Consider the following 26,702-nt stretch of genomic DNA (forward strand, 5'->3'; position numbering starts at 1 on the left):
CCCGCGCTGCCGTTTCACTGATGTTCCGCTGACGCCCGGTGACGCGGCCGGACGCCCCGGCCGCCACGACGACGCACCTGTCCCCCTCTCACCGCCCCAGCAGCCGCCGCGCGATCTCCGCGTGGTCCGGGGCGACGCGGACCTCCCCGCCCCCGGCCCCCCACAGCCCGTTCTGGAGCACCCGGCCCAGCGTCCAGGCCCGCGCCCGCTCCCTGTCCCGCTCCAGGCCCAGCGCCTCCGTCAACGCGTCGAACCGCCACACCACCTCCTCCGCGTCGAAGAGGTTGTCCAGTGCCGGGAACAGCTCGAAGGCCGGGTCCCCGGCAAGCGGTTTCGGGTCGAGGGCGATCCACTCGCCCGCCCGTCCCGTCTCCGCGCGGCCGGCCAGGACGTTGTCGTAGTGCAGGTCCCAGTGGAGCAGCCGGTCCCCCGGCTCCCCCGCGACCTCGCGTACCGCCGCCGCACAGTCGGCGAGCAACCGCCGGTCCGCCGCGTCGGCCAGCAGGGCCGTCTGCTCCGGGGCCTGAGCGAGCATCCGCTCCACCACCGCGCCCAGCGTGCGCAGGCCCTTGGGCGCGGGCACCGCCGCCAGCCGGGCCAGCACCGCACCGAGGGCGGCCACCGCTCCCCGTACGTCGGCCTCGCCGGACAACGGCCGCCGCTCGTCGAGCCGTTCCAGCAGCAGCGCACCGGTCTCCGGGTCGTGGCCGAGCAGCTCCACCGCCCCGGCCCCCGCCGCCGCCCAGGCCCGCAGGGCGACGGGTTCGCCCGCCGTCTCCTCGTCCACGGCCTGGAGTTTCAGCGCGGCGGGCCGCCCGTCCGCCTCCCGCACCACCGGCAGCACCAGCGCGCACATCCCGTGCATCGACGGACCGTCCACCCGCAGCCCCCACCGCTCCAGGCACCGGGCGGCGAGGTCCGGCAGGGCGGCGACGAAGGCCCGGCCGGCCGCTCCGTTGTACCGGGACTGCGTGGCGGCCAGCTCCGCGGGGACGTCGATCACGTCCCCGATCCTAGGGAGCGGCGCGGCAGCGGGAGGCGAAACGATCCGGGCCGGGCGATACGCCCCGGGAGACGGATCGGCCCCGCGCGCAGTAACGTCCCGCCAGACATACGCTCGGCATCTCACCGCACAGGGACACCAGGGGCATCATGAGCACCGTCAGTACCGTCGTCGGCGGCATATCGTTCTGGTACGCGCAGGAGGGCACCCCCGCCCCGCGCGAACCCCTCCCCGGCGACACGAACGTCGACGTCTGCATCGTCGGCGGCGGTTACACCGGGCTCTGGACGGCGTACTACCTGAAGAAGGCGGCCCCCTTCCTCAACATCACGGTCCTGGAGGCCAAGTTCTGCGGTTACGGGGCCTCCGGCCGCAACGGGGGCTGGCTGTACAACGGCATCGCGGGCCGCGACCGGTACGCGAAGCTGCACGGCCACGACGCCGCCGTACGGCTCCAGAAGGCGATGAACGAGACCGTGGGCGAGGTCGTCCGGGCCGCCGCCGAGGAGGGCATCGACGCGGACATCCACCGGGGCGGCGTCCTGGAGGTGGCGCACACCCCGGCCCAGCTCGCCCGCCTCAAGGACTTCCACAGCGTCGAGATCGCCTTCGGGGAGACCGACCGCGTCCTGCGCGGCGCCCGCGAGACGGCCGAGCGCGTCCGGGTGACCGGGGCGGCCGGCTCCACCTGGACCCCGCACGGCGCCCGGCTGCACCCGGCCAAGCTGGTCAAGGGGCTCGCGGACGCGGTGGAGGCGCTCGGCGTGACCATCCACGAGTCGACGCCGGTCACCGAGATCAAGCCCAAGCACGCGGTGACGCCGTACGGCACGGTCCGCGCCCCGTACGTCCTGCGGTGCACCGAGGGGTTCACCGCGAGCCTCAAGGGCCAGAAGCGCACCTGGCTCCCGATGAACTCGTCCATGATCGTCACCGAGCCGCTGCCCGCCCGGATCTGGGACACGATCGGCTGGGAGGGCCGCGAGACCCTGGGCGACATGGCGCACGCCTACTTCTACGCCCAGCGCACCGCCGACGACCGCATCGCGCTCGGCGGGCGCGGCCGCCCGTACCGCTTCGGCTCGGCCACCGACGACGACGGCCGCACCCACCCGGCCACCGTCACCGCCCTGCGCGACCTGATGGTCCGGCTCTTCCCCACCACGGCGGGCGTCCGCGTCGACCACGCCTGGTCCGGCGTCCTCGGCGTGCCGCGCGACTGGTGCGCCACGGTCACGCTCGACCGCTCCACGGGCCTGGGCTGGGCGGGCGGTTACGTCGGCTCCGGCGTCGCCACCGCCAACCTCGCCGCCCGCACCCTGCGCGACCTGATCCAGCAGGACTCCGGCCAGGCGGGCCCGACGGACCTCACCACGCTGCCCTGGGTGAACCACAAGGTCCGCCGCTGGGAGCCGGAACCGCTGCGCTGGCTCGGCGTCCACGGCATGTACGCGGCCTACCGCGCCGCCGACCGCCGGGAGACCACCTCGCCGCGCCCCGGCACGGACCCCCTCGCCAAGGCAGCGGACCGCATCGCGGGCCGCTGAGCCACCGGGCCGCGCCCGTACCACCGGGCGGGGGCGGCCGGATGTGTTCCGGACGCACTCCGGCCCGGAGCCCCGCGGCGCGAACCGCCGGGCTCCGGGCCGGACTTCGCAGGCCGCCTGTACGGTCCCGCCTCAGCGTGCCAACCGCAGCAGCCGCCGCGACCGCGCCGTGGCGACCAGCTCCTCGACCGTGGCGAGCTTCACCCGCGGCCGGCCCGCGGCCCGTCCGCGCTCCCGCTCCGCCCGGTCGATCGCCGCCAGGCCCCGCGCGTCCACGACACGGCGGTTGCGCTGCCGGGCCAGCCGGCGGAACGCCTTGGCGTCGCCCGTCGGGGCGGGCAGCGTCCCGGCGACCGCGTCGGCCAGCAGCGTGCCGACCGTCTCGGCCGCGCAGGTGCGGTTGGCGCCGATCCCGCCGGACGGCCCCCGCTTGATCCAGCCGACCACATAGCTGCCGGGCATCCCGGCGATCCGGCCGCCCTCGTGCGGGACGGTCCCCTTCGCCTCGTCGAACGGCAGGCCGGGGACCGGGAGCCCCCGGTAGCCGATGGCCCGCAGCAGCAGCCCGGCCCGCAGGTCAGCCGTGCCGTCCCCGCCGCCGTCCGTGACGCGTACGGAGCGCACGCCGTCCTCGCCGCCCAGGATCTCCACCGCCTCGGAGTGGAAGCGCAGCACGATGCGCCGCGCGGAGTCCCCGCAGGGCTCGGTGCCCGTCCGGACCCGGACGAGGCCCCGCAGGTCCCCGGCCCGGTCCCCCGGACCGGCCGCGTCGATCGCCGCCGCCGTCCGGGGGTCGTGGTCGTCCACCACCAGCTCCACCCCCGGCAGGTGCTTCAGCGCGAGGAGTTCGGAGCGGGTGTACGCGGCGTCCTCGGGGCCCCGCCGCCCCAGCACCACGACCTCCCGCACCCGGCTCGCCCGCAGCGCGTCCAGCGCGTGGGCGGCGATGTCGGTGGCCGCCAGCGCCTCCGGGTCGGCGACCAGGATGCGGGCGACGTCGAGGGCGACATTGCCGTTGCCCACGACGACGATCCGCTCGGCGGAGAGATCGACGCCCCGGGCGACGGCCTCCGGGTGGGCGTTGTACCAGGCGACGAACGCCGTGGCCGACAGGCAGCCGGGCGTCTCCTCCCCCGGCACCCCGAGCCGCTTGTCCGTGGAGGCCCCGACCGCGTAGACCACCGCGTCGTGGTGGGCGGACAGTTCCTCGGCGGTGACGTCCCGGCCCACCTCGATGCCCAGGTGCATCCGGACACGGGGGTGGGAGTGGAAGCGGGAGAAGGTGTCGCCGACCTTCTTCGTCGCGGGGTGGTCGGGGGCCACCCCGTACCGCACCAGACCGCCCGCCACCGGCAGCCGGTCGATCAGGGTCACCTCGGCGGCGGTATGCAGCAGCAGGTCCTGCGCCGCGTACATCCCGGCCGGCCCGGTGCCGACGACCGCCACCCGCAGCGGCCCGAAGTCGGACGGCAGACTCCGCTCGAAGACCGGTTCGCCCCAGACGTGGAAGTTCGGCCCCTCGACCTCGGCCCCGGCGGGCGGCCCGGCGTCACCGGCGTAGTAGGCGGCGTTGATCTCCGCGTACTCCCGCTGTCCGCCGGTCAGCGAGTCCACCGGGAAGATGGCGTCCACCGGGCAGGCGTCCGCGCAGGCCCCGCAGTCGATGCAGGCGCGGGGGTCGATGTGCAGCATCTCCGTGGAGCCGAAGGCGCGTTCCTCCGGCGTCGGGTGGATGCAGTTGACCGGGCACACGGCCACGCAGGTGGCGTCGTTGCAGCAGGTCTGGGTGATGGCGTAGGTCATGGCCCCGGCTCAGATCAGGTTCGCGCGCTTGTAGAACGCGAGGGCGGGCTTGGTGAGCAGACGGGCGGAGGCCAGGAAGTCCATCAGCCCCGAACAGCTCGACCGCATCATGGACTTGTGGTGCTCGTTGGTCTTCGCGGCGGCCAGCGCGCGCTTCCGGTCGAGACCGGCCCGCCGGTAGACCTTCGGGTTCACCATGCTGGTCACGATGAAGTACGAGGCGACCGCGACGACGAACGCGTTGATCTGCCGCCGCGCCCACCCCGCGCCCTCCAGCCGCTTGAGGGTCTCGTCCCGCGCGAACTTCATGTGCCGGGACTCCTCCACCACGTGGATGTTGTTGATGGTGCGGACGAACGGCACGACCCGCTCGTCGCGCATCCAGTCCCGCTGCATCACGTCGAGCACTTCCTCGGCGACCAGGATCGCCGCGTACGCCGCCTCGCCGAACGCCAGCGTCTTGAACGCCCTGCCCAGCTCCATCACCGCGCGCCGGGGGCGGTAGTGGGGGGCGCCGAGCTTCCGCGCACCGCGCGCGAACATGATGGAGTGGCGGCACTCCTCGGCTATCTCGGTGAGCGCCCACTGGAACTCCGCGCCCGCCGGGTCCTTCATGTAGATGTCCCGCAGCACCATCTGCTGGAGGATCATCTCGAACCAGATGCCCGTGCTGGCGACCGAGGCCGCCTCCTGCCGGGTCAGCTCCTTGCGCTGCGCCTCGGTCAACTCGCCCCAGTACGCGGTCCCGTAGAGGCTGCACCACTCGGGGCTCGCGCCGTGGAAGTCCTTGTCCAGCGGAGTGTCCCAGTCCACCTCGGTGGCCGGGTCGTACGCCAGCTGCGCGGCCGAGTCGAGCAGCCGCCGCGCGACGTCGTCGCTCTCCGGGCTCTCCTGGACCTTCGACGGAACGGTGCTGCCGGCCATGGTGCGGCTCCTTGGGTCGAGTGCGGTGATCCTTGATCGTGACGAGTGCGTACGTCGGCGGGCCCGTGGTGTACGGGGGCCGCACGGGACCACAGGGCCGGGGGCGGCGACCCGCACCGGCACCCGCCCACGCCGGAGTCGACGGCCGGGACCCCACCCGCTTGTTAGACGCAAGGTATAACAAGGACCCTGGATCGGCCTACCCCCTGGGAGGAATCGGCCCGGATGCTCACCGCATCTCCTTGCCGCACCAGGGAAGTTCACCCCCTCCGCCCCTCCGGCCCCAGGGCTCGCACCCCGGGTTCCGGGGCAGCGGACGGGTCCCCGGCGGGCCCGTCCGGAAACGGCGGCAGCGGCCCGCGCTCGTGGGAGCGCGGGCCGCTGCCGGGACCACCGGGGCTTCGACGGGGCCGCCTACCGGGGGTCCCGGGCGAACTTCGCGGCCGACCAGAAGTAGCCGAGCACCACGAGTCCGATGCTCCAGCCCACGGCCAGCCAGCCGTTGTGGCCGATCTCGCTGCCGAGCAGCAGCCCGCGCAGCGTCTCGATGGCCGGGGTGAAGGGCTGGTACTCGGCGAACGGGCGGAACCAGCCCGGCATCGTCTCCACCGGGATGAACGCGCTGGAGAGCATGGGGAGCAGGATCATCGGCAGGGCGTTGTTGCCGGCCGCCTCGGCGTTCGGGCTGATCAGCCCCATGCCCACGGCGATCCAGGTGAGGGCGGCGGAGAAGAGCACCAGCAGTCCGAACGCGGCCAGCCACTCCAGGGGGGTGGCGTCCACGGACCGGAAGCCGATGGCCACGGCGACCGCGCCGACCAGGACCACGCTCAGCACGCTCTGGAGCACACTGCCGACGACGTGCCCGACGAGCACGGAACCGCGGTGGATCGCCATGGTGCGGAAGCGGGCGATGATGCCCTCGGTCATGTCGTTGGAGACGGAGACCGCCGTCCCGACCACGGTGGAGCCGATGGTGAGCAGCAGCAGGCCGGGGACGATGTAGGCGATGTACGTGGAGCGGTCGGCCCCCTCGCCGCCGATGCCCGCGCTCATCACATCGCCGAAGATGTAGACGAAGAGCAGCAGGAGCATGACAGGCGTGAGGAGCAGGTTCAGGGTGAGGGAGGGGTAGCGCCGGGCGTGCAGCAGGTTGCGGCGCAGCATCGTGGACGAATCGCGGACGGCGAGGGCGAGGGCGCTCATCGGACAGTCTCCTTCGGCTGGTGGGTCGGGGCGGGCACGGCGGCGCCGGTGAGGGCGAAGAACACGTCGTCGAGGTCGGGGGTGTGCACGGTCAGCTCGTCGGCCTCGACGCCGGCCGCGTCGAGCCGGTCGAGGACGGAGCGCAGGGCGCGCTGGCTGCCGTCGCTGGGGATCTGGAGCGACAGCGCCTCGTCGTCCCCGGCGCTCCCGCGCAGGGCGGTGGCGGCGGACCGGTAGGCGACCGGGTCGGTGAACCGGAGCCGGACGTGGCCGCCGGGCACGATCCGCTTCAGCTCCTCGGCGCTCCCCTCGGCCGCGATCCTCCCGCCGTGGAGGACGGCGATGCGGTCGGCCAACTCGTCGGCCTCCTCCAGGTACTGGGTGGTGAGGAAGACGGTGACGCCGTCGGAGACCAGCTCGCGGACGATCCCCCACATGGTGTGGCGCGAGCGCGGGTCCAGGCCGGTGGTCGGTTCGTCGAGGAAGATGATCCGCGGCCCGCCGACCAGTGTCATGGCGATGTCGAGACGGCGCTTCATGCCGCCGGAGTAGCCGGAGGCGGGCTTCTTCGCCGCCTCCACGAGGTCGAAACGCTCCAGCAGTTCGGCGGCGACCCGCCGCCCCTCGCGCCGGGACAGGTGGTGCAGGTCGGCCATGAGCAGCATGTTCTCCTCACCGGTGATCAGCCCGTCCACGGCGGAGAACTGCCCGGTGACGCCGATCGCGGCACGCACCGCCTGCGGGTCGGTGGCCAGGTCATGGCCGCCGACGCGCAGGTCCCCCGCATCGGCGGCGACGAGGGTGGAGAGGATCTTGACGGCGGTGGTCTTGCCCGCGCCGTTGGGGCCGAGCAGGGAGAAGACGGTGCCCTGCGGGACCGACAGGTCGATGCCGTCGAGCACGACCTTGTCGCCGTAGGACTTGCGCAGTCCGGTGGCGCTGATCGCCGGAGTGGCGAGCCGGGCGGCGCCCGGTGCGGGGGTCGGGGTGATGGTCATGCTGATTCCCTTTCACAGCGGTGGGCGCGTTCCCGGCGGTGGGCACGGACGGCCCGAAGGCATGGGTGGGGACGGGCCGGCCCGAGGGCGTGCACGGGGCCGGGCCGGCCCGGAGACAGGCGGTACGGGAGAAGGGGCGCGGGTCGGGAAGGAGCTCGGGGCGATCGGGTGCGGCGGGGTCAGGCGCGGCGGATGACGATGTCCCCGGCCCCGGTCCGGGCGTGCACCTCGGCGGTTTCGTCGGAGTCCTCGGGACCGGCGGCGGCGCCGAGGCCGCTGCGTACGGTGCCGTACTTCGGCTCCAGGTCGAGCCAGGCCGCCGTGCCCGCGTGGATGCCGACCTCGATGTCACCGACGGAGGTGCGAAGGGCGACCCGGCCGCGGACCACGTCCCCGACGCGGATGCGCCCGTTGGAGGTGGTCGCCTCCACCCCGGCGTGGGCGGTGCCGATCTCGATCCGGCCGTTGGCGGCCTTGGCGACGGCGCTGCCGCGGGCGACGCCCACGGAGATGTCGCCGTTGGCCGCGTTGACCCTCAGCTCTCCGCCGACCTCGTCGATCCCGGTCGAGCCGTTGCCGTTCCTGACGACGGCCGTCCCGGCGACCGCGCCGATCTCGACCCGGCCGGAGCCGGTGATCTCGGCGTCCCCGGTGGAGCGGTCCAGCCGGATGTCGCCGTGGTCGGTGGCGAGTTCGGCGCGGGCCGCCTCGTCCACCCGGAGGTCGCCCAGCGAGGTCTTGAACCGCACGTCCCCGAGCGGTCCTTCGCAGATGAAGCCGCCCAGGGCGGAGGTGCCCCGCACGTCGGACCCGGCGGGCAGTTCGATGTTCACCACGACGGAGCCCGGCCTGCCGAACAGGGACCGTTTCTTCGGGGTTCTGACGGTGAGGCGTCCACCGGAGCAGGAGACCTCGGTCTGCTGCACGGCGCGTACGTCGTCCTTGTCGGACCCGTCGGCCGGCAGCACCTCCACGACCGTGTCGAGGCGCTTTCCGGCGGTGATGCGGGCGGTACCGGCGTCCAGCTCGACGACGGCGGAGATGGGCTCAGGGGTGTCGAAAGAAGGCATGGTCGTCCCGTCCTCGTGACTCGTGGTGTCGGTGAGTGCTCGGTTACGTCGGCGGGATCGGGCGATCCGCCGGTGAAGGTGGTACGGAGAGGGCCAGGCCCTCCGGGTGTTAGCGGACCCAGCCGGTGAAGCCGCCGGAACCCTTGGCCCGGCCCGGCGCGCTCGGCCGCCCGCCGCCGTCGAGGGCGAGGGAGACGGCCCGTACGAGCCAGGCGTTGACCGACAGGCCCTCGGCCGCCGCCGCCCCCTCGGCCCGGCCCTTGAGGTGGGCCGGGAGGCGGAGGTTGATCCGGACCATGGTCCCGTCGTCGGCGTCCCCGGCCGGGGCCGCCGCAGCGACGGGGGCCGCGGCCGGCTCCCGCACCTCGGCCACCGGCTCCGGTGCGGGCGGTGGCGTCACCACGAACTCGGGGTCGAGTCCGCGCAGCCGCACGTCCACCGAACCGGGGGCCAGTTCACGTGTGACGTCCCCCATGGCGGCGGAGAGCACGTTGAGCAGGGTCAGCCGGGCGGCGGATTCCAGGGGAACGCTGAGCCGTTCGGCCAGGGCACGGGCTTCGTCTCCGCTGGCGTCCGCGGCGGCGGCAAGTTCCCGCCGGAGGTTGTCGACGTAGGGGGTGAGGTCCATGGCTCAACTATGGCACATGAATGGCATCACGTCGAGCCACATTGGCGCAGGTTTCTGAAATGTGCCTCTGACCTGCGAAAAGACACCCGTCACCCCTGCCGCGGCAGCACGAAACCCCTCCCGTTGCCCCACGATGGCACCAAAAGAGCGCCATCTGGCACCACTCGGCATCGGCGTGTGCCACACGGCGCCACCCCAGCCCCTCCCCGGTGCCGCCGCCCGCGCCATCCCGCTCCCGGCACCGGCCTCGGCCCCGCCCCCCGGCACCCGCGTGGCGCACCCACCGCCGCCGCACGCACGGCGTACAGACTGAGAACGAGCCCCGCCGCACCTGGACCACACCCTCCCGGACCCCACGCCCCGCCCCTCGCGCCCCACACCCACTCCCGCACCCACGCCCCCCGCATCCCCCACCGTCCGGAGCCCCCATGCCCCCCGCACCCCCGTCACCGAACCCACGGAACCCGCAGGACCCCGAAGACCCACCGCCCTCCTACCTGGCCCTCTGCTCCCACACCCACCTGTTTCCGGGGGCCCGCTGCCGTCTCCAGGGCCTGCCCCACCCGGAGGCGTTCACCTCCGCCCCGGAGTCCATCGACATCCACCTGCGCTTCTCCGACGGAACGGCCGCCCCCGCCGATCTCCGCACCGGCCCCGGCACCGCCGCGACCCTCACCGTCGCCGCCCACACCACGGCAGCCGGTACGTCCCTCGCCGAAAGCGCCTGGACGGTCAAGGAGTTCACGCCGCGCCGGCACGAGGTGGAACTGACCATCGGCGCCAAGTCCCCGCTGCCCCCACTCCCGCCACCCGGCACCACCGGATAGCGGCAGCCCCACCCCGTACGCCCTCCGCGCGTCCACGGCGGCGACCGATCCCGGCCGGGCGAACCGAACGGGAAACCCGAAGTAACCCACCCCCGGGCTCAGAGCGCACCCCGGTGGACGGGTTCCTTCGGGTACCGTCCGCCCCGACGCGGCCGCGACCGCCCTGCGCGGCACCCGGACCGGCGCGACTCCCGGACCGGGCGGAGGTCCGCCCGGTCCGGGAGAGGGGCCACCCGCGCCGGGGCGGCTGGGGCGCTTCACTCGACCCAGCGGCCGCCTTCCCTACGGTGGTCGTGGGGCGTCCCGCTCTTGCCGATCTGCTGTTCCTTGGGCTGTTTCGCGGCTTCGGGCACCTGCCCGTGGAAGTACACGAGCTTTCCCTGACCCCGAGCCCCCAGTCCGTGGTGCCCCTTCGCCGGTTGCTTCTTCCCCATGAGCGAGCCTCCTCGCGTGCAGCGCGTCCAGGCCATGGCGTTCAGAAGTCGACGTCCCTCTCACGGTACTGCGGGGGCGGTGGCGCGGCGACCGGCGGACGCTCGCGGTGCGGAGCGGACGGATCGGTGTGATGCTCGCAAAGTGCATATCTCTGAACTTACCTCCCACATCCGTACAGAACTGGGAAAGCCGCGGTCGTACCCGGCGATCACGCTGGTCATGCCGACCGACCCCCGGACTACCGGTTCAACGAGAAGGACCGCATTCTGCTGCGGGACCTGGTGACGGAGGCCAAGCGCCGCTTGGCCGACGATCCGGGCGTGGAGCGGGAAGCGCGGCTGCAACTGAGGGACCGGCTGCTGGATCCCGAGGTGATCGAGCGGGCGGCCGATCCGGCATCGGACGGTGACGCCATGGTCGTGTACGTGGCGGCGGACGAGCCGGTGCAGGTCTGGCGCGTGACGTCGCCGCAGGACGTCCGGCCGCGGGTGGAGTTCGCCGACGAGTTCCTCACGCGGTACCTGGTGGACGCCGAACAGCGTTCCCGGCCGTACCTGGTGCTCGTGCTGGACCAGGAGATGTCCCGGCTCTACCGCGGCTCGGTGCGGAGGCTGACCGAGGTGACGGAGCACGGCTTCCCCGCCGCGCCGCAGATCCCGTCACCCGAGGACGCCGTACCGGGGCCGATCCCGAACACCGCCCCGTACCGGGGGCACGAGGAGCGGGTGGAGCAGTACCTGAAGGCGGTCGACGGGCACCTCGGCGGATATCTCGACGCGCACGGCCCGCTGCCGCTGTTCGTCATCGGGGGCACGAAGATCCTCTCCTCGTTCGAGGGCGTCACCGCACACGGCAGGTCGGTCGCCGGGACGCTCGCGCTGGCCGGCATGGACAACGACTCCGCACAGAACCTGGCCGAACGGCTGCGACCGGCCCTCGACGACTTCCACGCCCGGCAGACCGCCGAAGCGGTGTCGGAGCTCGGGGAGGCGCGCGGGCAGGACAAGGTCGCGGACGGCCCGGAACAGGTGTGGACCGCGGTCGCGGACCGCCGGGTGCGGCGGCTGGTGCTGGAGGAGTCGCTGGTGCTGGCCGGCCGGATCGTCGGCGAGGGCCGCGAACTGGAGACCACCCCGTTCCCCGAGCCCGTGACCCTGCCGAACCCGGTCCCCGACGTCCGGCCGCCCTCGCCCGGTGTCGCCACCGACATCGTGGAACGGCTGGTGGACGGCGCGGTGGCGGCGGAGTCGGAGGTGCTGTTCGTTCCGGACGGCACGCTCCCCGACTCCGGCGGCGTGGCAGCGCTGCTGCGGTACTGAGACCGCACCGGGCCCCGGCACGACCGGCTCCCGCCGTCGCTGCCGCGTCCGCTGACGACAGAAGCCCAGGTCAGAGAACATCTGACCTGGGCTTCCCTCTGAGCCCCCTGTCGGATTCGAACCGACGACCTACGCATTACAAGTGCGTTGCTCTGGCCAGCTGAGCTAAGGAGGCGTGCCGGAGCAGTCTAACCAACCCGCGGGCCCCGGCGTCCGCGGTTTCCGTGTGCTCGGGGCTACTGACAGATCGGGAAACGCCAGGTAGCGTCACGGCAGGTTCGCTCCAGTGGACCAGACCACTCCCTACTCGGATCGTCCGGCACGTTCCTGCCGGTTGAGGAGAAGATTCACCATGGCCAGCGTCACGTTCGACAAGGCGTCCCGCGTCTACCCCGGCTCCACCAAGCCGGCCGTGGACCAGCTCGAGATCGACATCGCGGACGGCGAGTTCCTCGTCCTCGTCGGTCCCTCCGGTTGCGGCAAGTCGACCTCCCTGCGCATGCTCGCGGGTCTCGAGGACGTCAACGGCGGTGCGATCCGCATCGGCGACCGCGACGTCACGCACCTGCCGCCGAAGGACCGGGACATCGCCATGGTGTTCCAGAACTACGCGCTCTACCCGCACATGACCGTCGCGGACAACATGGGCTTCGCGCTCAAGATCGCCGGTGTGAACAAGACCGCGATCCGGGCGAAGGTCGAAGAGGCCGCCAAGATGCTCGACCTCACCGAGTACCTGGACCGCAAGCCGAAGGCGCTCTCCGGTGGTCAGCGCCAGCGTGTGGCGATGGGCCGCGCGATCGTGCGTGAGCCGCAGGTCTTCCTCATGGACGAGCCGCTGTCGAACCTCGACGCCAAGCTGCGTGTCTCCACCCGTACGCAGATCGCCTCGCTCCAGCGCCGCCTGGGCATCACCACCGTCTACGTCACCCACGACCAGGTCGAGGCCCTCACCATGGGCGACCGGGTGGCGGTGCTGAAGGACGGGCTGCTCCAGCAGGTCGACTCGCCGCGCAACATGTACGACCGCCCTGCCAACCTCTTCGTCGCCGGCTTCATCGGCTCCCCCGCGATGAACCTCGTCGAGGTCCCGATCACCGACGGCGGCGTGAAGTTCGGCAACAGCGTCGTCCCGGTCTCCCGCGAGGCCCTCACCGCCGCCGCGGACCGCGGTGACACCACCGTCACCGTCGGCATCCGCCCCGAGCACTTCGACATCGTCGAGCACGGCGGCGCCGCCGCGAAGACCCTGACCAAGGGCTCCTCGGACGAGCCGGCGGGTCTCGCCGTCTCCGTCAACGTCGTCGAGGAGCTCGGCGCCGACGGCTTCGTCTACGGCTCCACGCGGGTCGGCGGCGAGCACAAGGACCTGGTCGTCCGCGTCGGCGGCCGCGCCGTCCCGGAGAAGGGCACGGAGCTGCACGTCGTCCCGCGCCCGGACGAGCTGCACGTCTTCGCGACCTCCACCGGTGAGCGCCTCACCAACTGACGCGCTTCCGCCGTACGCACGGCCCCGCCTCCCCGGCGACACTCCGGGGGCGCGGGGCCGTTTGCGTGGTCCCGGTGAGGGGAGGTTTCGGCAGCGGTCGGGGCGAAATACCCCGGCACACGGTGCATTTCACCTCGGTTCGTCAACCTCGTATTCGAAAGGACGCGTCGAACCATCCCCCACGAGAGTGACGAATTGTCGTCACGCCATCACCGGCCGCTACGCTCGCTGCGTGACCCACACCGCGCGCCGCATCGGCCGATCCCTCGCTCTCGTCCTGCCCGTCGTCATGGTTCTGTCCGGGACCCTCGCGGTCACCACCGTTCCGTGGGCCGCGACGGACCACGACTCCCAGCTGCTTGCCGCCTCCTCGGAGACCGTGTCCAAGCCCGCGAAGCCGCACGCCCCGCAGGACGTCCTGCGCGAGAAGCTGCTCGTGGAGCTCCAGGAGAAGGACCCGGGCACCGCGCTCACGGGCCTCCAGCGCGCCGTGGAGCAGCGCCCCTCGCTCGCCCGCCACTGCATGTCGATCGCGCGGGCGCTCGGCAAGGCGGCCGTCGAGCAGTACGGCCCGACCCGTGCGCACCGCTTCTCCCGTCCCGTCTGCGACACCTCCTTCGCCTCCGGCGTCGCGCAGTTCAGCTGAGGCCTCCGGGCGGCCGTACGGAGCGCCGCCCTCCACCGCCGGGCACCGCATATCGTGCCTGGCATGCATACGTATCCGACGCAGGCCGTGATCCTTGCCGGTGGCCAGGGGTCGCGGCTGCGGCCGTACACCGACGACCGCCCCAAGCCGATGGTCGAGATCCCCGGAACCGGGACGCCGATCATCGGCCATCAGCTGTCCTGGCTGGCCGCCGAAGGCGTGACCGACGCCGTGGTCTCCTGCGGACACCTCGCCGAGGTGCTCCAGGAGTGGCTGGAGTCGGCCGAGCTGCCGCTGAAGGTCACCACCGTCGTGGAGACCGAACCCCTGGGGCGCGGCGGCGGGTTGAAGTACGCGGCAGGCCGGCTGCCCGATCCGGAGCAGCCCTGGTACGCCACCAACGGCGACATCTGGACCCGCTTCTCCCTGCGGGAGATGGCCGCCTTCCACGCGGAGCGCGACGCCACCGCCACCCTCGCCCTCGCCCGGCCCCGGATTCCCTGGGGCGCGGTGGAGACGGACGCGTTCGGGCACATCACGGACTTCATCGAGTCGCCGCCCTCCCCGTATCTGATCAACGCCGGGGTGTACGTCTTCTCGCCCGAATTCACGAAGCTGCTGCCGGACCGGGGCGACCACGAGCGGACCACGTTCCCCCGGCTGGCCCGCGAACGCCGCCTGGCCGGCTATCCGCTGCCGAACGGCGCGTACTGGCGGGCCATCGACACCGCGAAGGACCTCACCGAGGCGGCCCGCGAGCTCGGCTCCCACCGCGACTGACGCGCCTCTCCGCGGATCCCGGCCCACCCGCCCCGGTCCGCGCACCTCCGCCCGCGTCTCCGCTCGCCCCCGCCCACATCGCCGGGCCCTGAGCCGCGCCTGCGGGCCCTGAACCCCATGGCTCCGCCCGTGCCGCGCACAAGGGGCGGCCCCCACCCGGATCTTCCGTCCGGACGGGGGCCGCCCCTTCGTACGGTCGCGGTCGTATGGGCCGGCCGCCCGTGCCCTACGGGTGTCGTACGGGTCAGCCGAGGAGGCCCCCGATGGGGTTCCGGCCGCCGCCCGAGGTCGAGCCCTCGCCCCCGGAGGAGGTCGTGCCGCCGGTGGGCTCCGGTTCGCCGCCACCGGTGGAGCCGCCGGAGGAGCCGTCACCGCCGGTGGAGCCCGCGGAGGTGGGGCCGGCGGTGGTGGCGGGCGGGGGTTCCTGCGGGGCGGTCTGCTGCGGCGGCGCCTGGCCCGTGCCCTGGGTCTGGCTGGGCTGGGCGCTGTCCGAACCGGTGCTCTGACCGCCGGTGTCGCGGGTCGCTCCGGGGCCGGTCTGTCCGGCGGTGGGCGTGGTCGCGGTGCCGGAGGGGGTGGGCTGCGGCTCCTCCCGCCGCTCCGGCGCCCGGGACGGCTCGCGCTCGCCCGTGGATTCCTCGGGCAGCGGCATGCCGGGGAGGCGGTTGGTGGGGTTGTCGTAGCGGTCGGGAACGGTGACGACCTCGGTGGAGCGGACCGCGCCGCCGAGGATGGAGCCGATGAGCAGCGTGAGGCCGACGACGACCGTGGCGATGACGGTGCCCCGCCGCAGGACCCGGCGGCGCAGGTCCCAGAGCGCCGAGCGCGGGCCGAGCGTGCGCCAGGCCTCCCCGGCCAGCCGGCCGTCCAGGGAGTAGACCGGGGCTCCCGCGATGATCAGTGGGGACCAGGCGGCCAGCAGGATGATGTCGGGGGCGTCGTACACCGGGACCGAGCGCCAGCTGACGGTGAGCAGCAGCGCGGCGGAGACCAGCGCGCCGAACGCGGCGGCGACCCGCTGCCAGAGGCCGAGGACGGTGAGCACGCCGACCACGACCTGGAGGAAGGCGACGGTCAGTCCGGCGCCGACCGGGTGGGAGAGGGCGAAGTCGCGCAGGGGCTCGGCCACCGCCCACGGGTGCAGGGAGGTCAGCAACCTGACCATCGAGCCGCGCTCGCCGCCGTCGAAGTAGACGGGGTCGCACAGCTTGCCCATGCCGTCGTAGATGGAGATGAAGCCGAGGAGGACCCGCATGGGGAGCAGGACGACGCCCAGGTTCATCCGGCGGCCGGGGTAGTAGGCGTGCCGGACGGGGTCGCCCGTCCCGCGCCGGGCCTCGGCCGCCTCGGCGGAGTCCGGGGCGTCGGCGTCCTCGTCGTAGCCGCCGGGGCCGGTGGAAGCGTCGGCCGGGTCGTCGTAGGCGCCGACCGCCTGCCGCATGGGCGGCAGCAGCGGGCCGGTGCGCTCCGGGGGGTGGGGAGCGGTCAGTACGGGGTTCGGCTGCGTCTCCTCCAGGAGCGGGATGACCTGGGTCGCGCCCGCTCCGTGCCCGCCTCCGGACGACCCGCCGAGCCCGGCGTCGAGGTGTCCGGCGGTGGAGTTGCGTACGGCTTGGAGGAGGCCGGTCGCGCCGGGGTCGCCGGGAGCGGACTTCCCGCTCCAGACGACCGGTGCCCGCCTGCGGCCGCCGCCGGCGCCGCTCATGGCGGGGATGCGGGCCGTCTCCGCGGGGGCACCGCGCAGCCGTGGGCGCTGGCCCGGGGCGAGCTGCACCCGGAAGCTGGCGTGGTTGACGATGACCTGCGCGGGGTCGCTGTCCACCTTGGTCATGCTCAGGGCGGGTTGCTCGTCGAACCGAGGCGTTCTGGTGTCCACACTCATCTAACCGAGTGATGTGTGTTTAGGACACTGCCTCGACCGCACGGAATCTGTCCGAGACCCGTCAAGATCAGGCCAAACTCGGGCATCCTGGATGGGTGTTCGGCTCTCGCGCGTCAACGCTGGCGGACGGCATGCCCGAGACGCCTCCGGGGCCGCCCCGCGAACCCGCGTGACGGCCCCGGAGGGAACGTACGGCTCCACGTGACGGCCCCGTGAGGAGACGTGAGGCGTACGGGCTGCGCTCGGCGGCCCGTGGGTACGGGCTACGCGCGGCGGCGCGCCACCTCGTACAGCACGATGCCCGCCGCGACACCGGCGTTGAGCGACTCCGCGCCGCCCGGCATCGAGATCCGCACCCGGTAGTCGCAGGTCTCGCCGACGAGCCGGCCGAGTCCCTTGCCCTCGCTGCCGATGACGATGACGACCGGGCCGTCCAGCTCCTCCAGGTCCTCCACCGTGTGCTCGCCGTCGGCGGCCAGGCCGACGACGGTGAGGCCCGCCTTCTGGTAGCCCTCCAGCGCGCGGGTGAGGTTGGTGACGCGCGAGACGGGGGTGCGGGCCGCCGTTCCGGCCGAGGACTTCCACGCGCCGGCGGTCATGCCGGCCGCCCGGCGCTCGGGCACGACGACGCCGTGGCCGCCGAAGGCGGAGACCGAGCGGACGATCGCGCCGAGGTTGCGCGGGTCGGTCACCCCGTCGAGGGCGACGATCAGCGGGTCCTCGTGGTTCTCGTCGGCGGCGGCGAGCAGGTCGTCCGGGTGGGCGTACTCGTACGGCGGGACCTGGAGGACGAGGCCCTGGTGGTTCAGGCCGTTCGTCATCCGGTCCAGCTCGGGGCGCGGGGCCTCCATCAGGTTGATGGTGCCGCGGTCGCCCGCGAGCTTGAGCACGTCGCGGACGCGCTCGTCGTTGTCGATGTACTGCTGGACGTACAGGGTCACGGCGGGCACGCCGTCGCGCAGGGCCTCGTAGACCGGGTTGCGGCCGACGACCATCTCCGAGGTGCCCTTCACGCCGCCGCGCCGGGGCGCGGGGCGGCGGGCGGCGGCCTGCTTGGCCTGGGCGTTGGCGACGCGGTTCTTCTTGTGTCCCTTGCGGGCGGACGCGGGCGGGGTCGGGCCCTTGCCCTCCAGGCCACGGCGTCGCTGGCCACCGCTGCCGACCTGCATGCCCTTCTTGTTGGACGTGCGGCGGTTCCTGCGCTGGCTGTTCCCGGCCATGATCTACCTGTTTCGTTGCTTTCAGACGTGCGTACGTATAGGGAAAGTGTGCCGCCCGGATCGCCGGGCGGCACATCTGCGCTGCTGGGCGACGGTGCTCAGCGCGGTCCGAGCGTCCAGCGGGGGCCGCTGGGGCTGTCCTCGATGACGAGGCCGGACTGGTTGAGCTGGTCGCGGATGGCGTCGGCGGAGGCCCAGTCCTTGCGGTCGCGGGCCGACTGCCGCTGGTCGAGGACGAGGCGCACGAGGGTGTCGACGACGCCGTGCAGGTCCTCGCCCCGGTCGTTCTCGCCCGCCCAGTGCGGGTCGAGCGGGTCCAGGCCGAGGACGCCGAGCATGGCCCGGACCTCGGCGAGGCGGGCGGCGGCGGCTTCCTTGTCGTCGGCGGCCAGTGCGCTGTTGCCCTGGCGGACGGTGGTGTGGATGATCGCCAGCGCCTGCGGGACGCCCAGGTCCTCGTCCATCGCCTCGGCGAAGGCGGGCGGCACCTCGGGGGCGGGGGCGACGGTCTCCCCCACCTTCTCGGTGACGCGCTGGACGAAGCCCTCGATGCGGGCGAACGCGGACTCGGCCTCGCGCAGGGCCTCCTCGCTGTACTCGATCATCGACCGGTAGTGCGGGGTGCCCAGGTAGTAGCGCAGGACGATCGGGCGCCAGTGCTTGACCATCTCGCTGACGAGGACCGAGTTGCCCAGCGACTTCGACATCTTCTCGCCGGACATGGTGACCCAGGCGTTGTGCACCCAGTAATTGGCGAAGGTGTCGCCGTACGCGGTGGCCTGGGCGATCTCGTTCTCGTGGTGCGGGAAGATCAGGTCGATGCCGCCGCCGTGGATGTCGAACGCGGAGCCCAGGTACTTGTGGGCCATCGCGGAGCACTCCAGGTGCCAGCCGGGACGGCCGCGGCCCCACGGGGTCTCCCAGCTGGGCTCGCCCGGCTTGGCCGCCTTCCACATGGCGAAGTCGCGCGGGTCGCGCTTGCCGGTCTCACCCTCGCCGGAGGGCTGGCGCAGATCGTCCAGCTCCTGGTTGGAGAGCTCCAGGTAGCTGGGGAGCGAGCGCACGTCGAAGTAGACGTTGCCGTCGGCCTCGTAGGCGTGGCCGCGCTCGATCAGGCCGCGCATCATCTCGATCATCTCGGGGATGTGGCCGGTGGCACGGGGCTCGTAGGTGGGCGGCAGGCAGCCGAGCACGTCGTAGCCGTCGTTGAACGCGCGCTCGTTCTCGTAGCCGATCGACCACCACGGACGCCCCTGCTCGGCGGACTTCGTGATGATCTTGTCGTCGATGTCGGTGACGTTCCGGATGAACGTGACGTCGTAGCCGCGGTACGCGAACCAGCGGCGCATGATGTCGAAGTTCAGGCCCGAGCGGATGTGGCCGATGTGCGGAGCCGCCTGGACCGTGGCGCCACAGAGGTAGATCGAGACGCAGCCCGCGGTGAGCGGGACGAAGTCACGGATCTGCCGGGCGTTGGTGTCGTGCAGGCGAATAGTCACCCCTCAAGGGTAGTAGGCCGACACCAGTGCCCCGCGACCCTTGGGGGATCGCGGGGACAACTTTCTGGTACCGGGACGGCCGGATGGGCTCCGGGGAGCGCTCTCCGGGGCTCCGGCGGTCCTGGTTCGGCCGCTTCCTGCCGCTTCGGTCGCTCCGGCCCGCTCCCCTCCTCCTCCGTTCTCCCCGCCCCTCCCGGCGGGCCTCAGATGCTGCCGACCACCTTGCGCGGGGAGATCCGGACGACGACGCGGGGGGCGTCCTGGGCGGAGTCCGGGTTGAACTCCGCGTACGGCTTGCCGGTGTACTTCACCGACAGCTCGTCGATCAGTTCCTGTCCGCCCTCGGTCGTCAGGGTGGCCTCGCCCCGGATCTCGGCGTAGCTGTAGGGGGCGTCGAAGGGCTGGAGGAGCACGGTGACGCGCGGGTCGCGGCGGAGGTTCTTCTCCTTGCGGCGGCCGAGGGTGGTGGAGATCAGCACGTCGTCGCCGTCGCGCTTGACCCAGACCGGCGAGACCTGGGGGCTGCCGTCGGGCTGGATGGTGGCGATGTTGACGAAGACGGGGGTGTCGAGCAGGTTCCTGAGCTCGGTGGAGAGTGCGGCGGTCATGCGGGGCGTCCTCCTGTGTGCTGCGGTTCGGTCGGTACGGGGTCGGGGCCCGGCGGACCGGTCCCGTCGTCCCGTGCTGCTCCTACCCGGCAACCGCGCGCGCTCCCGGTTCCTTCCCCCCGCGTCCCGCCGGAAGGGTGAACGCGAGCGCCGCCCCGGCGAGCGGGACCGCCGCGAGCGCCGCCCACCGCACGGGCGCGGGCGCGTCGAGCAGGGCGCCGGTCGCCGCGCTGCCCCCGAGGACGGCGATCCCGGACACGGAGGACAGCGCCCCGGTGGCAAGCCCGAGGTGCCGATCCTCGACCAGGTCCGGCACCAGCCCCCGGGCGGCGGGGACCAGCAGCATCTGGCCCAGGGTCAGCAGGACGACGAACGCGGCGGCGGGCAGCAGTCCGCCGGGTCCCGCAGGGGTGAGCGGTACGGCGGCGAATCCGGCGGCGACCACCGCGAGTCCGGTGACCAGGGCGGTGCGCGGGGCGATCCGGCGGGCGGAGAAGCGGGTCAGCGGCACCTGGACGGTGACGACGAGCAGCGAGGACAGCGCGAAGAGCCAGCCGAGCACGGCCTCCGAGCCGGTGGCCCGCACCACCTCGACGGGCAGCGAGAGGTAGAGCTGGTTGTACGCGACGAGATAGCTGCTGTAGGCGAGGCAGAGCAGCAGGAAGGCCCGGTCGGTGAACACCGCCCGCCGGGTCGGTCGCCCCGGTCGGGCCGTACGGGTGGTGGCGTCGGCCTCCGCCTCCCGTACGCGGTCGGGGTGCGGCATCAGGCGGGCGTGGCCGGCCAGGACGCCGGTGAACACGAGGGCCCCGGCGAGGCAGGCGGACCGGAAGCCGCCGCCGAGGAGCAGGAGCAGGGAGCCGAGCAGCGGCCCGAGGAACGCCCCGGCCTGTCCGGCGGCGGAGAACAGGGCGAGGACGTGGGCGCGCGGGGTGCCGGTGGCGCGTTCGTGCCGGACGGCCTCGCGGGCGGCCTCGGACTCCACGGCCGGGGAGAACAGCGCGGCGGCGAGGCCGATGAGGAGGACGGCGGCGATGACGGTGGCCGTCGAGCCGGCGAAGGCGAGCCAGCCGAACCCGGCGATCCGCAGCGCGCAGCCCGCCAGCACGACGGGGCGGGGTCCGTACCGGTCGGTGAGCGCGCCGCCGACCACGAAGAGGCCCTGCTGGCTGAAGGTGCGCAGTCCGAGGACGAGTCCGACGAGCCAGCCCGCCATGCCGAGGGCGCTGCCCAGATGGGTGGCCAGGTAGGGCAGGACGGCGTAGAAGCCGGTGTTGAAGGCGAACTGGGTGGCGGTGAGGAGCCGCAGGTAGGGGGTGGGGGCGCTCGCGAGCCGGGGGCGGCGGCGGACCTCCGTGGCCGGGGTGCGCGCGGGCGCGTTCGCCGGGCGCCCGTCAGGCCGCGCGGTCATCGTGCGCCCTTCGGTCCCGCCGGGGTGCGCCCGCGTACGGCCGCCGAGGTGAGGACGGCCAGGGCGCCGAGGGCGGCGAGCGCGGCGGCGGGGGCGAGGACGGCCCACGGGGCGCGTTCGGCGTACGGCATGTTCTCCGACAGCATCCGGCCCCACTCCGGCGCGGGCGGCTGCGTGCCGAGGCCGAGGAAGCCGAGGGAGGCCAGGGCGAGGGCGACGGCCGGGACGCGGAGGAGGGCGTGCCGGGCGACGGGCGGGAGGACCGCGGGCAGCACGTGGCGGCGCAGCAGGTGGGCCCGGTCCGCGCCGAGGGCGACGGCGGCGGCGAGGTGCGGGGCCGCCTTCTCCTGGGCGTACAGGGCGGCGGTGTGGGCGGCGAGCGGGGCCCAGGCGACGGCGGCGACGGCGGCGGCCGCGCCCCGGGGGCCCGGTCCGGCGATACCGGCGACGACGAGTCCGGCGAGGACGGCGGGGAGCGCGTTCGCGGTCTCGGTGAGCGCCCCGGCGCGCAACGCTCCGAGGAGCAGCCCGAGGACCAGGGTGGCGGCCCCGACCGCGACGGCGGCCAGCGCGGTGCGGGCGGTTCCGTGGCCGAGGCGGGCGAGGACGTCGCGGCCGAGGTGGTCGGCGCCGAAGGGGTGGGCGGCGGAGGGCCCGGCGAGACGGGCGGCGGTGTCGACGTGGAGGGGGTCGCGCAGGAGGCCCGCGACGGTGACGGCGATCAGCAGGCCGCCGAGGACGAGCGCGGTGACGGCGAGGGCGCGGCGGCCGGGCAACCGGGGCGCGACGAGGGCGGGCAGGGCGCGTTCGGTGAGCGCGGGGCCGAGCAGGACGCGGGCGGCGGTGCGGGAGAGGAGGCCCGCCGCGACCCCGAGGAGGAGCAGCACGAGCACGGCCGCCTGGAGGACGGGCAGGTCCTGGGCGAGGGCGGCGGCCAGGGCCGTACCGCCGAGGCCGGGGATCGCGTACAGGGTCTCGACGGCGACCGCGCCGCCGGTCAGTCCGACCACGACCAGGCCGAGTTGGGGCAGCAGTCCCGGCAGCGTCCGGCGCAGGGCGTGCCGGGCGACGATCCGCCCCGGTATCCCGCTCGCGGCGGCGGCCCGCGCCCAGGGTTCGGCGAACGCGCCGGGCAGGGCGTCGTCGAGCAGCCGGCCGAGCAGGGCTCCGGCCGGGACGCCCATGGCGAGCGCGGGCAGCACCATCTGGTCGGGGGCGCCCCAGCCGAGCGCCGGGAGCCACCCGAGGTGCACGGCGAACACGGTGGCCAGGACGGCGGCGAGCAGGAACTCCGGGAGGGCTGCGAGAACCGCCGCGCCCACTCCGGCGCGTACGCGGACGATCCGGCGCGCGGCCCCGCGCCGGAGGGTGGCCGCGCTCAGCGCGAGGGCGAGCAGCACGGCGACGGCGAGGGAGACGCCCATCAGGGTGAGGGAGTTGCCGAGGGCGGCCGCGATGTCCGGTCCGACGGGCTGCCCGGAGACCCAGGAGGTGCCGAGGCCGCCCCGGAGCAGTCCGCCGAGCCAGTCGCCCAGCACGGGGAGCGGTCCGCCGTCGAGTCCGGTCTCGGCGCGGATCGCGGCGAGGGTCTCGGGGGTCGGGGCCCGGTCGGCGTACCGGGCGTGGAGGATCGTGCGGGCGGGGTCGGTCCGGGTCAGCCAGGGCAGCAGCCCGATCACCGCGACGACGGCGAGCAGGGTGCCGAGCCGTCCGGCGAGGTGCTTCACGCGGTCACCCGACGCGGGTGTCGGCGGTGATGAGGGTGCGTTCCATCGGGTCGAGCGCGACGCCCTCGACGCGGGTCTCGTCGTAACCCTGCACGAAGCGTTCGTGGACGAGGGGGACGAGGGCGTCGGTGCCGAGGATCGCGGCCTCGGCGGCCATCTCGGCCCGGTGGCGGGCGTCGGTGCCGGCGAGGGAGGCGGCCCGGTCGACGGCGGCGTCGACGGGCTTCGCGCAGAGCTGGGAGATGTTGAAGCTGCCGTCGCAGGTGAAGTCGGAGGCCAGGTAGGAGACGGGGTCGGCGGTGTCCAGGAGGGTGTTGCGGGCCTGGATGAACGCGTCGTACTTCCCGGCGAGCGCGTCGGCCTCCAGCTGCGCGTAGTCGCGGACGACCTGCTTGACGGTGAAGCCGCGCTTCTCCAGCTGCTGCTGGACGACGGTGGCGGCCTCGGGCAGCTCGGGCCGGTTGGTGTAGGTGGCGAGCACGATCTGCGGCGTCTTCCTCACCTCGGCGGGGGCGGCGGCCTTCGCCCGTCCGGCGGGGGCGGTGCGCAGCTTCGCGGCCCACGGGACACCGGGGCCGAGCAGCCCCCGGGCGGTGTCGGCGCGGCCCTCGTAGACGCCGTCGGCCAGGGCCCCCGCGTCGATGGACTCGCGGGCGGCGGCGCGCATCGCCGGGTCCGCGAAGACGCCGCGCCGGGTGTTGAGGGAGAGGCCGTTGGTGCGGGCGGAGGGGAACGCGTGGACCAGGCCGTCCCCGAGCAGCGACGCCTGGGAGATGGGGACGTATTCGGCGATGTCCACGTCCTTGGTCCGCAGCGCGTTGGCGCGGGCGGTGCCGTCGGCGACGAACCTCACGTCGAGGCCGGGGGCCTCGGCCTCGGCGCCCCAGTAGGCGTCGTTGCGCTCCAGGGTGGCGCTGACCGCGCCGTTGACGTCGGTGAGGGTGAAGGGGCCGGTGGCGTGTCCGGCCGGGTCCACCGTGCCGCCGTCCCGGTACGCGGCGGCGGCGAGGATGCTCAGCGAGGGGTTGGCGAGCCGCTGCGGCAGCAGCGGGTCGGGGTCCTTCGTCGTGATCCGTACGGTGTCCGCGCCCTCGGCGGTCGCGGTGAGGGTGATGTCGGAGAGCACCCGTGGCTTCGGGGACGCCTTCCGGGCGGCGGTCAGCGAGCGGGCCGCGGCGGTGGCATCGAGCTTCGTCCCGTCCTGGAAGACCGTGCCCCGGCGGACGGTGAACACCCAGGCGCGGTCGCCGTCGCGTTTCCAGGAGGCGGCGAGCGCGGGCTGCACCGCCCCGTTCCGGTCGAGCCGGGTGAGCCCTTCGACGACGGCGAGCCGGCTCAGGATGACGGCGTCGTCGCCGTACGGGGACATGGCCCGGGCGGGCGGGAAGGCCAGGGCCACCTTCAGCCGCCGGTCCCCGCCCGTGTCGCCGGAGCCGGAGTCTGCGGACGAGGTGCAGGCGGTGGCGGTGGACACGACGAGCACGGCGGTGGCCAGGGGCAGCGCGGTGCGGCGGAGGCGGCGGGGCGTGGACATGGGAGCGACCTTATATGAAAACGATTATCATTTAAACGGTGGGGTCGGAGGCCGCATCGAGGACCGGCATCGGCAGCTCGAAGTGGATGATCCCCTGCCCGCCGCCGGGCAGCGTCCGTTCGTCGCACACCTCGTGGGCCAGCGAACGCCAGAAGGGCTCGGCGCCCGGCACGGCGGGGTCGGTGTGCAGGTACAGCGCCTCGTACCCCCCGGCCCGTACGGCGAACCCGCCCAGCGCGCGCACCATCCGCCGGGCCAGCCCGTGGCGGCGGTGCTCGGGCCGCACGTAGATCCGGCAGAGCTGCGCGGTGGTCCCGGAGGGGAAACGGTCGGCGACCCACCGCGGGTTGGGCGGCGCCTGCGGGCCCCGGTCGCGGACGGCCCCGGTGGCGACGATCTCACCGCGGTGCTCGACGACGAGCAGGGTGCAGCGCTCCGGGCGCAGGTAGGCGGCCTCGGGATCGATGATGTCGGCGTGCCAGCGGGGTACGTAACCGGACCTCAGGTCGCGGTAGACGGTGTCGAGCATCACGGCGCGCGCCCCGCCGAGGTCGTCGGCGGTCGCGGTGCGCAGGACGTAGCCGGGCTCCCCGGCCCGTGTGCCGGCTCCGGCGCGCCCGAGGCCCGTGCCGGTCCGGTCGGCCACCGCCCCCGTCGTCACCGTGGTCGCGCTGGCCACCGGTACCACTCCCGCCCCATGCCGCACATCGCTTGCACCTTCAGCGTATGTGCAAGCGATGTGCAACAGGCGGGCCGGGTCCCTGGTCCGTGGCTCCCGTATGCCGGGTCCGGCCGGCCCGCCGGACCCGTGCGCGGGGTCAGCCGGTGCGGTAGACCAGGGCGGTCGCGATCCCGGCGATGCCCTCGCCGCGGCCGGTGAAGCCGAGGCCGTCGGAGGTGGCGGCGGAGAGCGAGACGGGGGCGCCCACCGCGGCGGAGAGCACCTTCTGGGCCTCGTCGCGCCGCTTGCCGATCTTCGGGCGGAGGCCGACGACCTGGACGGCGACATTCCCGATCTCGAAGCCCTCGGCGCGCACGATCCGGGCCGCCTCGGTGAGCAGGGTGACGCCCGCCGCCCCGGACCACTCGGGCCGGCCGGTACCGAAGTGCTGCCCGAGGTCGCCGAGGCCGGCGGCGGAGAAGAGCGCGTTGCAGGCGGCGTGCGCGACGACGTCGGCGTCCGAATGGCCGGCCAGGCCGGGGCCCTCGCCCTCCCACTTCAGGCCCGCGCACCACAGCTCGCGGCCCTCCTCGAAGGCGTGGATGTCGGTGCCGATCCCGACGAGCGGGATGACGGGGGCGGCGCTTCCCGCGCCGGGGGCCTCAGAAACCATCGTGGGCCCTCCTGCGGGCGAGTACCGCCTCGGCCAGCACCAGATCGAGCGGCCGGGTCACCTTGAACGCCTCCTCGTGGCCGGGGACGACCACCACGGGCGCGCCGAGCCGCTCCACCATGCCCGCGTCGTCCGTGGCGCCCTCTCCCTCGACCGCGACCTCGGCGTGCGCCCGCTCCAGCGTGGCCCGGTCGAACCCCTGCGGCGTCTGCACCGCGCGCAGCCTGGCCCGTACGGGGGTGGCGAGCACCGGCTCCGGCGCACCGGGCGACCCGGCGGGCTCGACCTCCTTCACGGTGTCCGCGAGGGGCAGCGCGGGAACGACGGCGGGCGCCCCGTCCCGTACGGCCCCGGCCACCGCGTCCACCGTGTCGACCGGTACCAGCGGGCGGGCGGCGTCGTGGACCAGGACGACCGCGACGTCCTCGGGCAGCGCCTCGACGCCCAGGCGTACGGACTCCTGGCGGGTCTCACCGCCCGGCACCACCAGATAGTCGGTGCGCTCGGGCAGCGCGTGCGCGTCGAGGAGGTGCTTCACCTCGGCCGCTCCGTCCGGCGGGGCGACGACCACGACGAGGGAGACGGCCCGCGAGGCGGCCATGGCGCGGACGGCGTGGATCAGCATGGGCGTCCCGCCGAGCGCGCGCAGGGCCTTGGGCGTGCCCGGCCCCAGCCGTACGCCCCGTCCGGCCGCGGGGATCACCGCGGCGGTACGGGGAGGGCGCGGCCGGTCGGTCGGGGGTGGCGTCGATGACATCGGGTGCACTCCGAGGGGTCCGAGAGGTCGGTAAAGGTCCGGGGGTTCGGCAGGT

The 26,702-nt window shown here is 73.9% G+C and carries 24 protein-coding genes and 1 tRNA gene; 6 read left to right on the forward strand and 19 right to left on the reverse strand.

Annotation, left to right across the window (positions count from 1 at the left end; all coding sequences use genetic code 11):
• Positions 1-88: 88 nt before the first annotated feature.
• The gene (locus QFZ71_RS12830) at positions 89-1,012 is read right to left on the reverse strand and encodes an aminoglycoside phosphotransferase family protein (protein ID WP_373465193.1); all 924 of its coding nucleotides are present in this window, start codon (positions 1,010-1,012) and stop codon (positions 89-91) included.
• 140 nt (positions 1,013-1,152) lie between these two features.
• On the opposite strand from QFZ71_RS12830, the gene QFZ71_RS12835 reads away from it, so the two are divergent.
• The gene (locus QFZ71_RS12835; RefSeq protein ID WP_307668367.1) at positions 1,153-2,550 is read left to right on the forward strand and encodes an FAD-binding oxidoreductase; all 1,398 of its coding nucleotides are present in this window, start codon (positions 1,153-1,155) and stop codon (positions 2,548-2,550) included.
• 132 nt (positions 2,551-2,682) lie between these two features.
• Here QFZ71_RS12835 and QFZ71_RS12840 read toward each other — a convergent pair whose 3' ends face one another.
• The 6 genes from QFZ71_RS12840 to QFZ71_RS12865 all read right to left on the reverse strand — a co-directional run bounded on the left by QFZ71_RS12840 (position 2,683) and on the right by QFZ71_RS12865 (position 9,179).
• Complete coding sequence (locus QFZ71_RS12840; protein ID WP_307668368.1) at positions 2,683-4,353, reverse strand: FAD-dependent oxidoreductase; 1,671 nt, start codon at positions 4,351-4,353, stop codon at positions 2,683-2,685.
• Positions 4,354-4,362: 9 nt separating this feature from the next.
• Complete coding sequence (locus tag QFZ71_RS12845; protein WP_307668369.1) at positions 4,363-5,277, reverse strand: diiron oxygenase; 915 nt, start codon at positions 5,275-5,277, stop codon at positions 4,363-4,365.
• 414 nt (positions 5,278-5,691) lie between these two features.
• A complete protein-coding gene (locus tag QFZ71_RS12850) occupies positions 5,692-6,483 on the reverse strand; it encodes an ABC transporter permease (protein WP_307668370.1) in 792 nt (263 codons plus the stop codon).
• Complete coding sequence (locus QFZ71_RS12855) at positions 6,480-7,481, reverse strand: ATP-binding cassette domain-containing protein (RefSeq protein ID WP_307668371.1); 1,002 nt, start codon at positions 7,479-7,481, stop codon at positions 6,480-6,482. The genes QFZ71_RS12850 and QFZ71_RS12855 overlap by 4 nt, the downstream gene beginning before the upstream one ends.
• 179 nt (positions 7,482-7,660) lie before the next feature.
• Positions 7,661-8,551 carry a DUF4097 family beta strand repeat-containing protein gene (locus tag QFZ71_RS12860; RefSeq protein WP_307668372.1) on the reverse strand — a complete coding sequence of 297 codons (891 nt, stop codon included), beginning with the start codon at positions 8,549-8,551 and terminating at the stop codon, positions 7,661-7,663.
• A 109-nt stretch (positions 8,552-8,660) separates the two neighbouring features.
• A complete protein-coding gene (locus QFZ71_RS12865; RefSeq protein ID WP_307668373.1) occupies positions 8,661-9,179 on the reverse strand; it encodes a hypothetical protein in 519 nt (172 codons plus the stop codon).
• Between the two features lie 428 nt (positions 9,180-9,607).
• Here QFZ71_RS12865 and QFZ71_RS12870 point away from each other — a divergent pair, with 428 nt between their 5' ends.
• Positions 9,608-10,006, forward strand: coding sequence for a hypothetical protein (locus tag QFZ71_RS12870; protein WP_307668374.1), 399 nt, complete (start codon positions 9,608-9,610; stop codon positions 10,004-10,006).
• Positions 10,007-10,263: 257 nt separating this feature from the next.
• Here QFZ71_RS12870 and QFZ71_RS12875 read toward each other — a convergent pair whose 3' ends face one another.
• Positions 10,264-10,440: a hypothetical protein gene (locus tag QFZ71_RS12875; RefSeq protein WP_307668375.1), complete on the reverse strand. Its 177-nt coding sequence runs from the start codon at positions 10,438-10,440 to the stop codon at positions 10,264-10,266.
• Positions 10,441-10,722: 282 nt separating this feature from the next.
• Between QFZ71_RS12875 and QFZ71_RS12880 the strand changes: the two genes are divergently transcribed.
• The gene (locus QFZ71_RS12880) at positions 10,723-11,760 is read left to right on the forward strand and encodes a hypothetical protein (protein WP_307668376.1); all 1,038 of its coding nucleotides are present in this window, start codon (positions 10,723-10,725) and stop codon (positions 11,758-11,760) included.
• A gap of 101 nt (positions 11,761-11,861) precedes the next feature.
• On the opposite strand, the gene QFZ71_RS12885 is transcribed toward QFZ71_RS12880, so the two are convergent.
• Positions 11,862-11,935: transfer RNA gene (locus QFZ71_RS12885), tRNA-Thr, on the reverse strand.
• Between the two features lie 177 nt (positions 11,936-12,112).
• Between QFZ71_RS12885 and QFZ71_RS12890 the strand changes: the two genes are divergently transcribed.
• From QFZ71_RS12890 to QFZ71_RS12900, 3 genes are all read left to right on the forward strand, one after another.
• A complete protein-coding gene (locus QFZ71_RS12890; protein WP_307668377.1) occupies positions 12,113-13,249 on the forward strand; it encodes an ABC transporter ATP-binding protein in 1,137 nt (378 codons plus the stop codon).
• Positions 13,250-13,481: 232 nt separating this feature from the next.
• A complete protein-coding gene (locus tag QFZ71_RS12895) occupies positions 13,482-13,895 on the forward strand; it encodes a hypothetical protein (protein WP_307668378.1) in 414 nt (137 codons plus the stop codon).
• A gap of 63 nt (positions 13,896-13,958) precedes the next feature.
• The gene (locus tag QFZ71_RS12900) at positions 13,959-14,675 is read left to right on the forward strand and encodes a nucleotidyltransferase family protein (RefSeq protein ID WP_307668379.1); all 717 of its coding nucleotides are present in this window, start codon (positions 13,959-13,961) and stop codon (positions 14,673-14,675) included.
• A gap of 244 nt (positions 14,676-14,919) precedes the next feature.
• Here the strand turns inward: QFZ71_RS12900 and QFZ71_RS12905 are convergent, their stop codons facing one another.
• The 10 genes from QFZ71_RS12905 to ispD form a co-directional block, all read right to left on the reverse strand.
• Complete coding sequence (locus tag QFZ71_RS12905) at positions 14,920-16,557, reverse strand: DoxX family membrane protein (protein WP_307668380.1); 1,638 nt, start codon at positions 16,555-16,557, stop codon at positions 14,920-14,922.
• Positions 16,558-16,820: 263 nt separating this feature from the next.
• The gene (gene rlmB, locus QFZ71_RS12910) at positions 16,821-17,777 is read right to left on the reverse strand and encodes a 23S rRNA (guanosine(2251)-2'-O)-methyltransferase RlmB (RefSeq protein ID WP_307668381.1); all 957 of its coding nucleotides are present in this window, start codon (positions 17,775-17,777) and stop codon (positions 16,821-16,823) included.
• A 98-nt stretch (positions 17,778-17,875) separates the two neighbouring features.
• The gene (cysS, locus tag QFZ71_RS12915; protein ID WP_307668382.1) at positions 17,876-19,276 is read right to left on the reverse strand and encodes a cysteine--tRNA ligase; all 1,401 of its coding nucleotides are present in this window, start codon (positions 19,274-19,276) and stop codon (positions 17,876-17,878) included.
• Between the two features lie 203 nt (positions 19,277-19,479).
• A complete protein-coding gene (locus tag QFZ71_RS12920; protein WP_307668383.1) occupies positions 19,480-19,884 on the reverse strand; it encodes a PPOX class F420-dependent oxidoreductase in 405 nt (134 codons plus the stop codon).
• Positions 19,885-19,966: 82 nt separating this feature from the next.
• The gene (locus QFZ71_RS12925; protein WP_307668384.1) at positions 19,967-21,295 is read right to left on the reverse strand and encodes an MFS transporter; all 1,329 of its coding nucleotides are present in this window, start codon (positions 21,293-21,295) and stop codon (positions 19,967-19,969) included.
• Positions 21,292-23,022 (reverse strand): ABC transporter permease subunit, encoded by a 1,731-nt coding sequence (locus QFZ71_RS12930; protein WP_307668385.1) that lies wholly within the window; start codon positions 23,020-23,022, stop codon positions 21,292-21,294. The genes QFZ71_RS12925 and QFZ71_RS12930 overlap by 4 nt, the downstream gene beginning before the upstream one ends.
• 4 nt (positions 23,023-23,026) lie before the next feature.
• Positions 23,027-24,556, reverse strand: coding sequence for an ABC transporter substrate-binding protein (locus tag QFZ71_RS12935; protein WP_307668386.1), 1,530 nt, complete (start codon positions 24,554-24,556; stop codon positions 23,027-23,029).
• Between the two features lie 31 nt (positions 24,557-24,587).
• Positions 24,588-25,202 (reverse strand): GNAT family N-acetyltransferase, encoded by a 615-nt coding sequence (locus QFZ71_RS12940; protein ID WP_373465194.1) that lies wholly within the window; start codon positions 25,200-25,202, stop codon positions 24,588-24,590.
• Positions 25,203-25,374: 172 nt separating this feature from the next.
• Positions 25,375-25,890, reverse strand: coding sequence for a 2-C-methyl-D-erythritol 2,4-cyclodiphosphate synthase (gene ispF / locus QFZ71_RS12945; protein WP_307668387.1), 516 nt, complete (start codon positions 25,888-25,890; stop codon positions 25,375-25,377).
• Entirely contained in the window at positions 25,880-26,647 is a 768-nt protein-coding gene (ispD, locus tag QFZ71_RS12950) for a 2-C-methyl-D-erythritol 4-phosphate cytidylyltransferase (RefSeq protein ID WP_307668388.1), read from the reverse strand. The genes ispF and ispD overlap by 11 nt, the downstream gene beginning before the upstream one ends.
• Between the last annotated feature and the right edge of the window lie 55 nt (positions 26,648-26,702).

It is taken from the genome of Streptomyces sp. V2I9 (assembly GCF_030817475.1).
In the GTDB taxonomy this organism is placed as follows: domain Bacteria; phylum Actinomycetota; class Actinomycetes; order Streptomycetales; family Streptomycetaceae; genus Streptomyces.

Coding starts and splice junctions, on each gene's coding strand:
- QFZ71_RS12860 (WP_307668372.1), bottom strand. CDS start 8,551: ATGCCTTCTTTCGACACCCCTGAGCCCATCTCCGCCGTCGTCGAGCTG.
- QFZ71_RS12870 (WP_307668374.1), top strand. CDS start 9,608: ATGCCCCCCGCACCCCCGTCACCGAACCCACGGAACCCGCAGGACCCC.
- QFZ71_RS12875 (WP_307668375.1), bottom strand. CDS start 10,440: ATGGGGAAGAAGCAACCGGCGAAGGGGCACCACGGACTGGGGGCTCGG.
- QFZ71_RS12905 (WP_307668380.1), bottom strand. CDS start 16,557: ATGAGTGTGGACACCAGAACGCCTCGGTTCGACGAGCAACCCGCCCTG.
- QFZ71_RS12845 (WP_307668369.1), bottom strand. CDS start 5,277: ATGGCCGGCAGCACCGTTCCGTCGAAGGTCCAGGAGAGCCCGGAGAGC.
- QFZ71_RS12840 (WP_307668368.1), bottom strand. CDS start 4,353: ATGACCTACGCCATCACCCAGACCTGCTGCAACGACGCCACCTGCGTG.
- QFZ71_RS12850 (WP_307668370.1), bottom strand. CDS start 6,483: ATGAGCGCCCTCGCCCTCGCCGTCCGCGATTCGTCCACGATGCTGCGC.
- QFZ71_RS12855 (WP_307668371.1), bottom strand. CDS start 7,481: ATGACCATCACCCCGACCCCCGCACCGGGCGCCGCCCGGCTCGCCACT.
- QFZ71_RS12865 (WP_307668373.1), bottom strand. CDS start 9,179: ATGGACCTCACCCCCTACGTCGACAACCTCCGGCGGGAACTTGCCGCC.
- QFZ71_RS12920 (WP_307668383.1), bottom strand. CDS start 19,884: ATGACCGCCGCACTCTCCACCGAGCTCAGGAACCTGCTCGACACCCCC.
- QFZ71_RS12925 (WP_307668384.1), bottom strand. CDS start 21,295: ATGACCGCGCGGCCTGACGGGCGCCCGGCGAACGCGCCCGCGCGCACC.
- QFZ71_RS12835 (WP_307668367.1), top strand. CDS start 1,153: ATGAGCACCGTCAGTACCGTCGTCGGCGGCATATCGTTCTGGTACGCG.
- ispF (WP_307668387.1), bottom strand. CDS start 25,890: ATGGTTTCTGAGGCCCCCGGCGCGGGAAGCGCCGCCCCCGTCATCCCG.
- QFZ71_RS12900 (WP_307668379.1), top strand. CDS start 13,959: ATGCATACGTATCCGACGCAGGCCGTGATCCTTGCCGGTGGCCAGGGG.
- rlmB (WP_307668381.1), bottom strand. CDS start 17,777: ATGGCCGGGAACAGCCAGCGCAGGAACCGCCGCACGTCCAACAAGAAG.
- ispD (WP_307668388.1), bottom strand. CDS start 26,647: ATGTCATCGACGCCACCCCCGACCGACCGGCCGCGCCCTCCCCGTACC.
- QFZ71_RS12890 (WP_307668377.1), top strand. CDS start 12,113: ATGGCCAGCGTCACGTTCGACAAGGCGTCCCGCGTCTACCCCGGCTCC.
- QFZ71_RS12935 (WP_307668386.1), bottom strand. CDS start 24,556: ATGTCCACGCCCCGCCGCCTCCGCCGCACCGCGCTGCCCCTGGCCACC.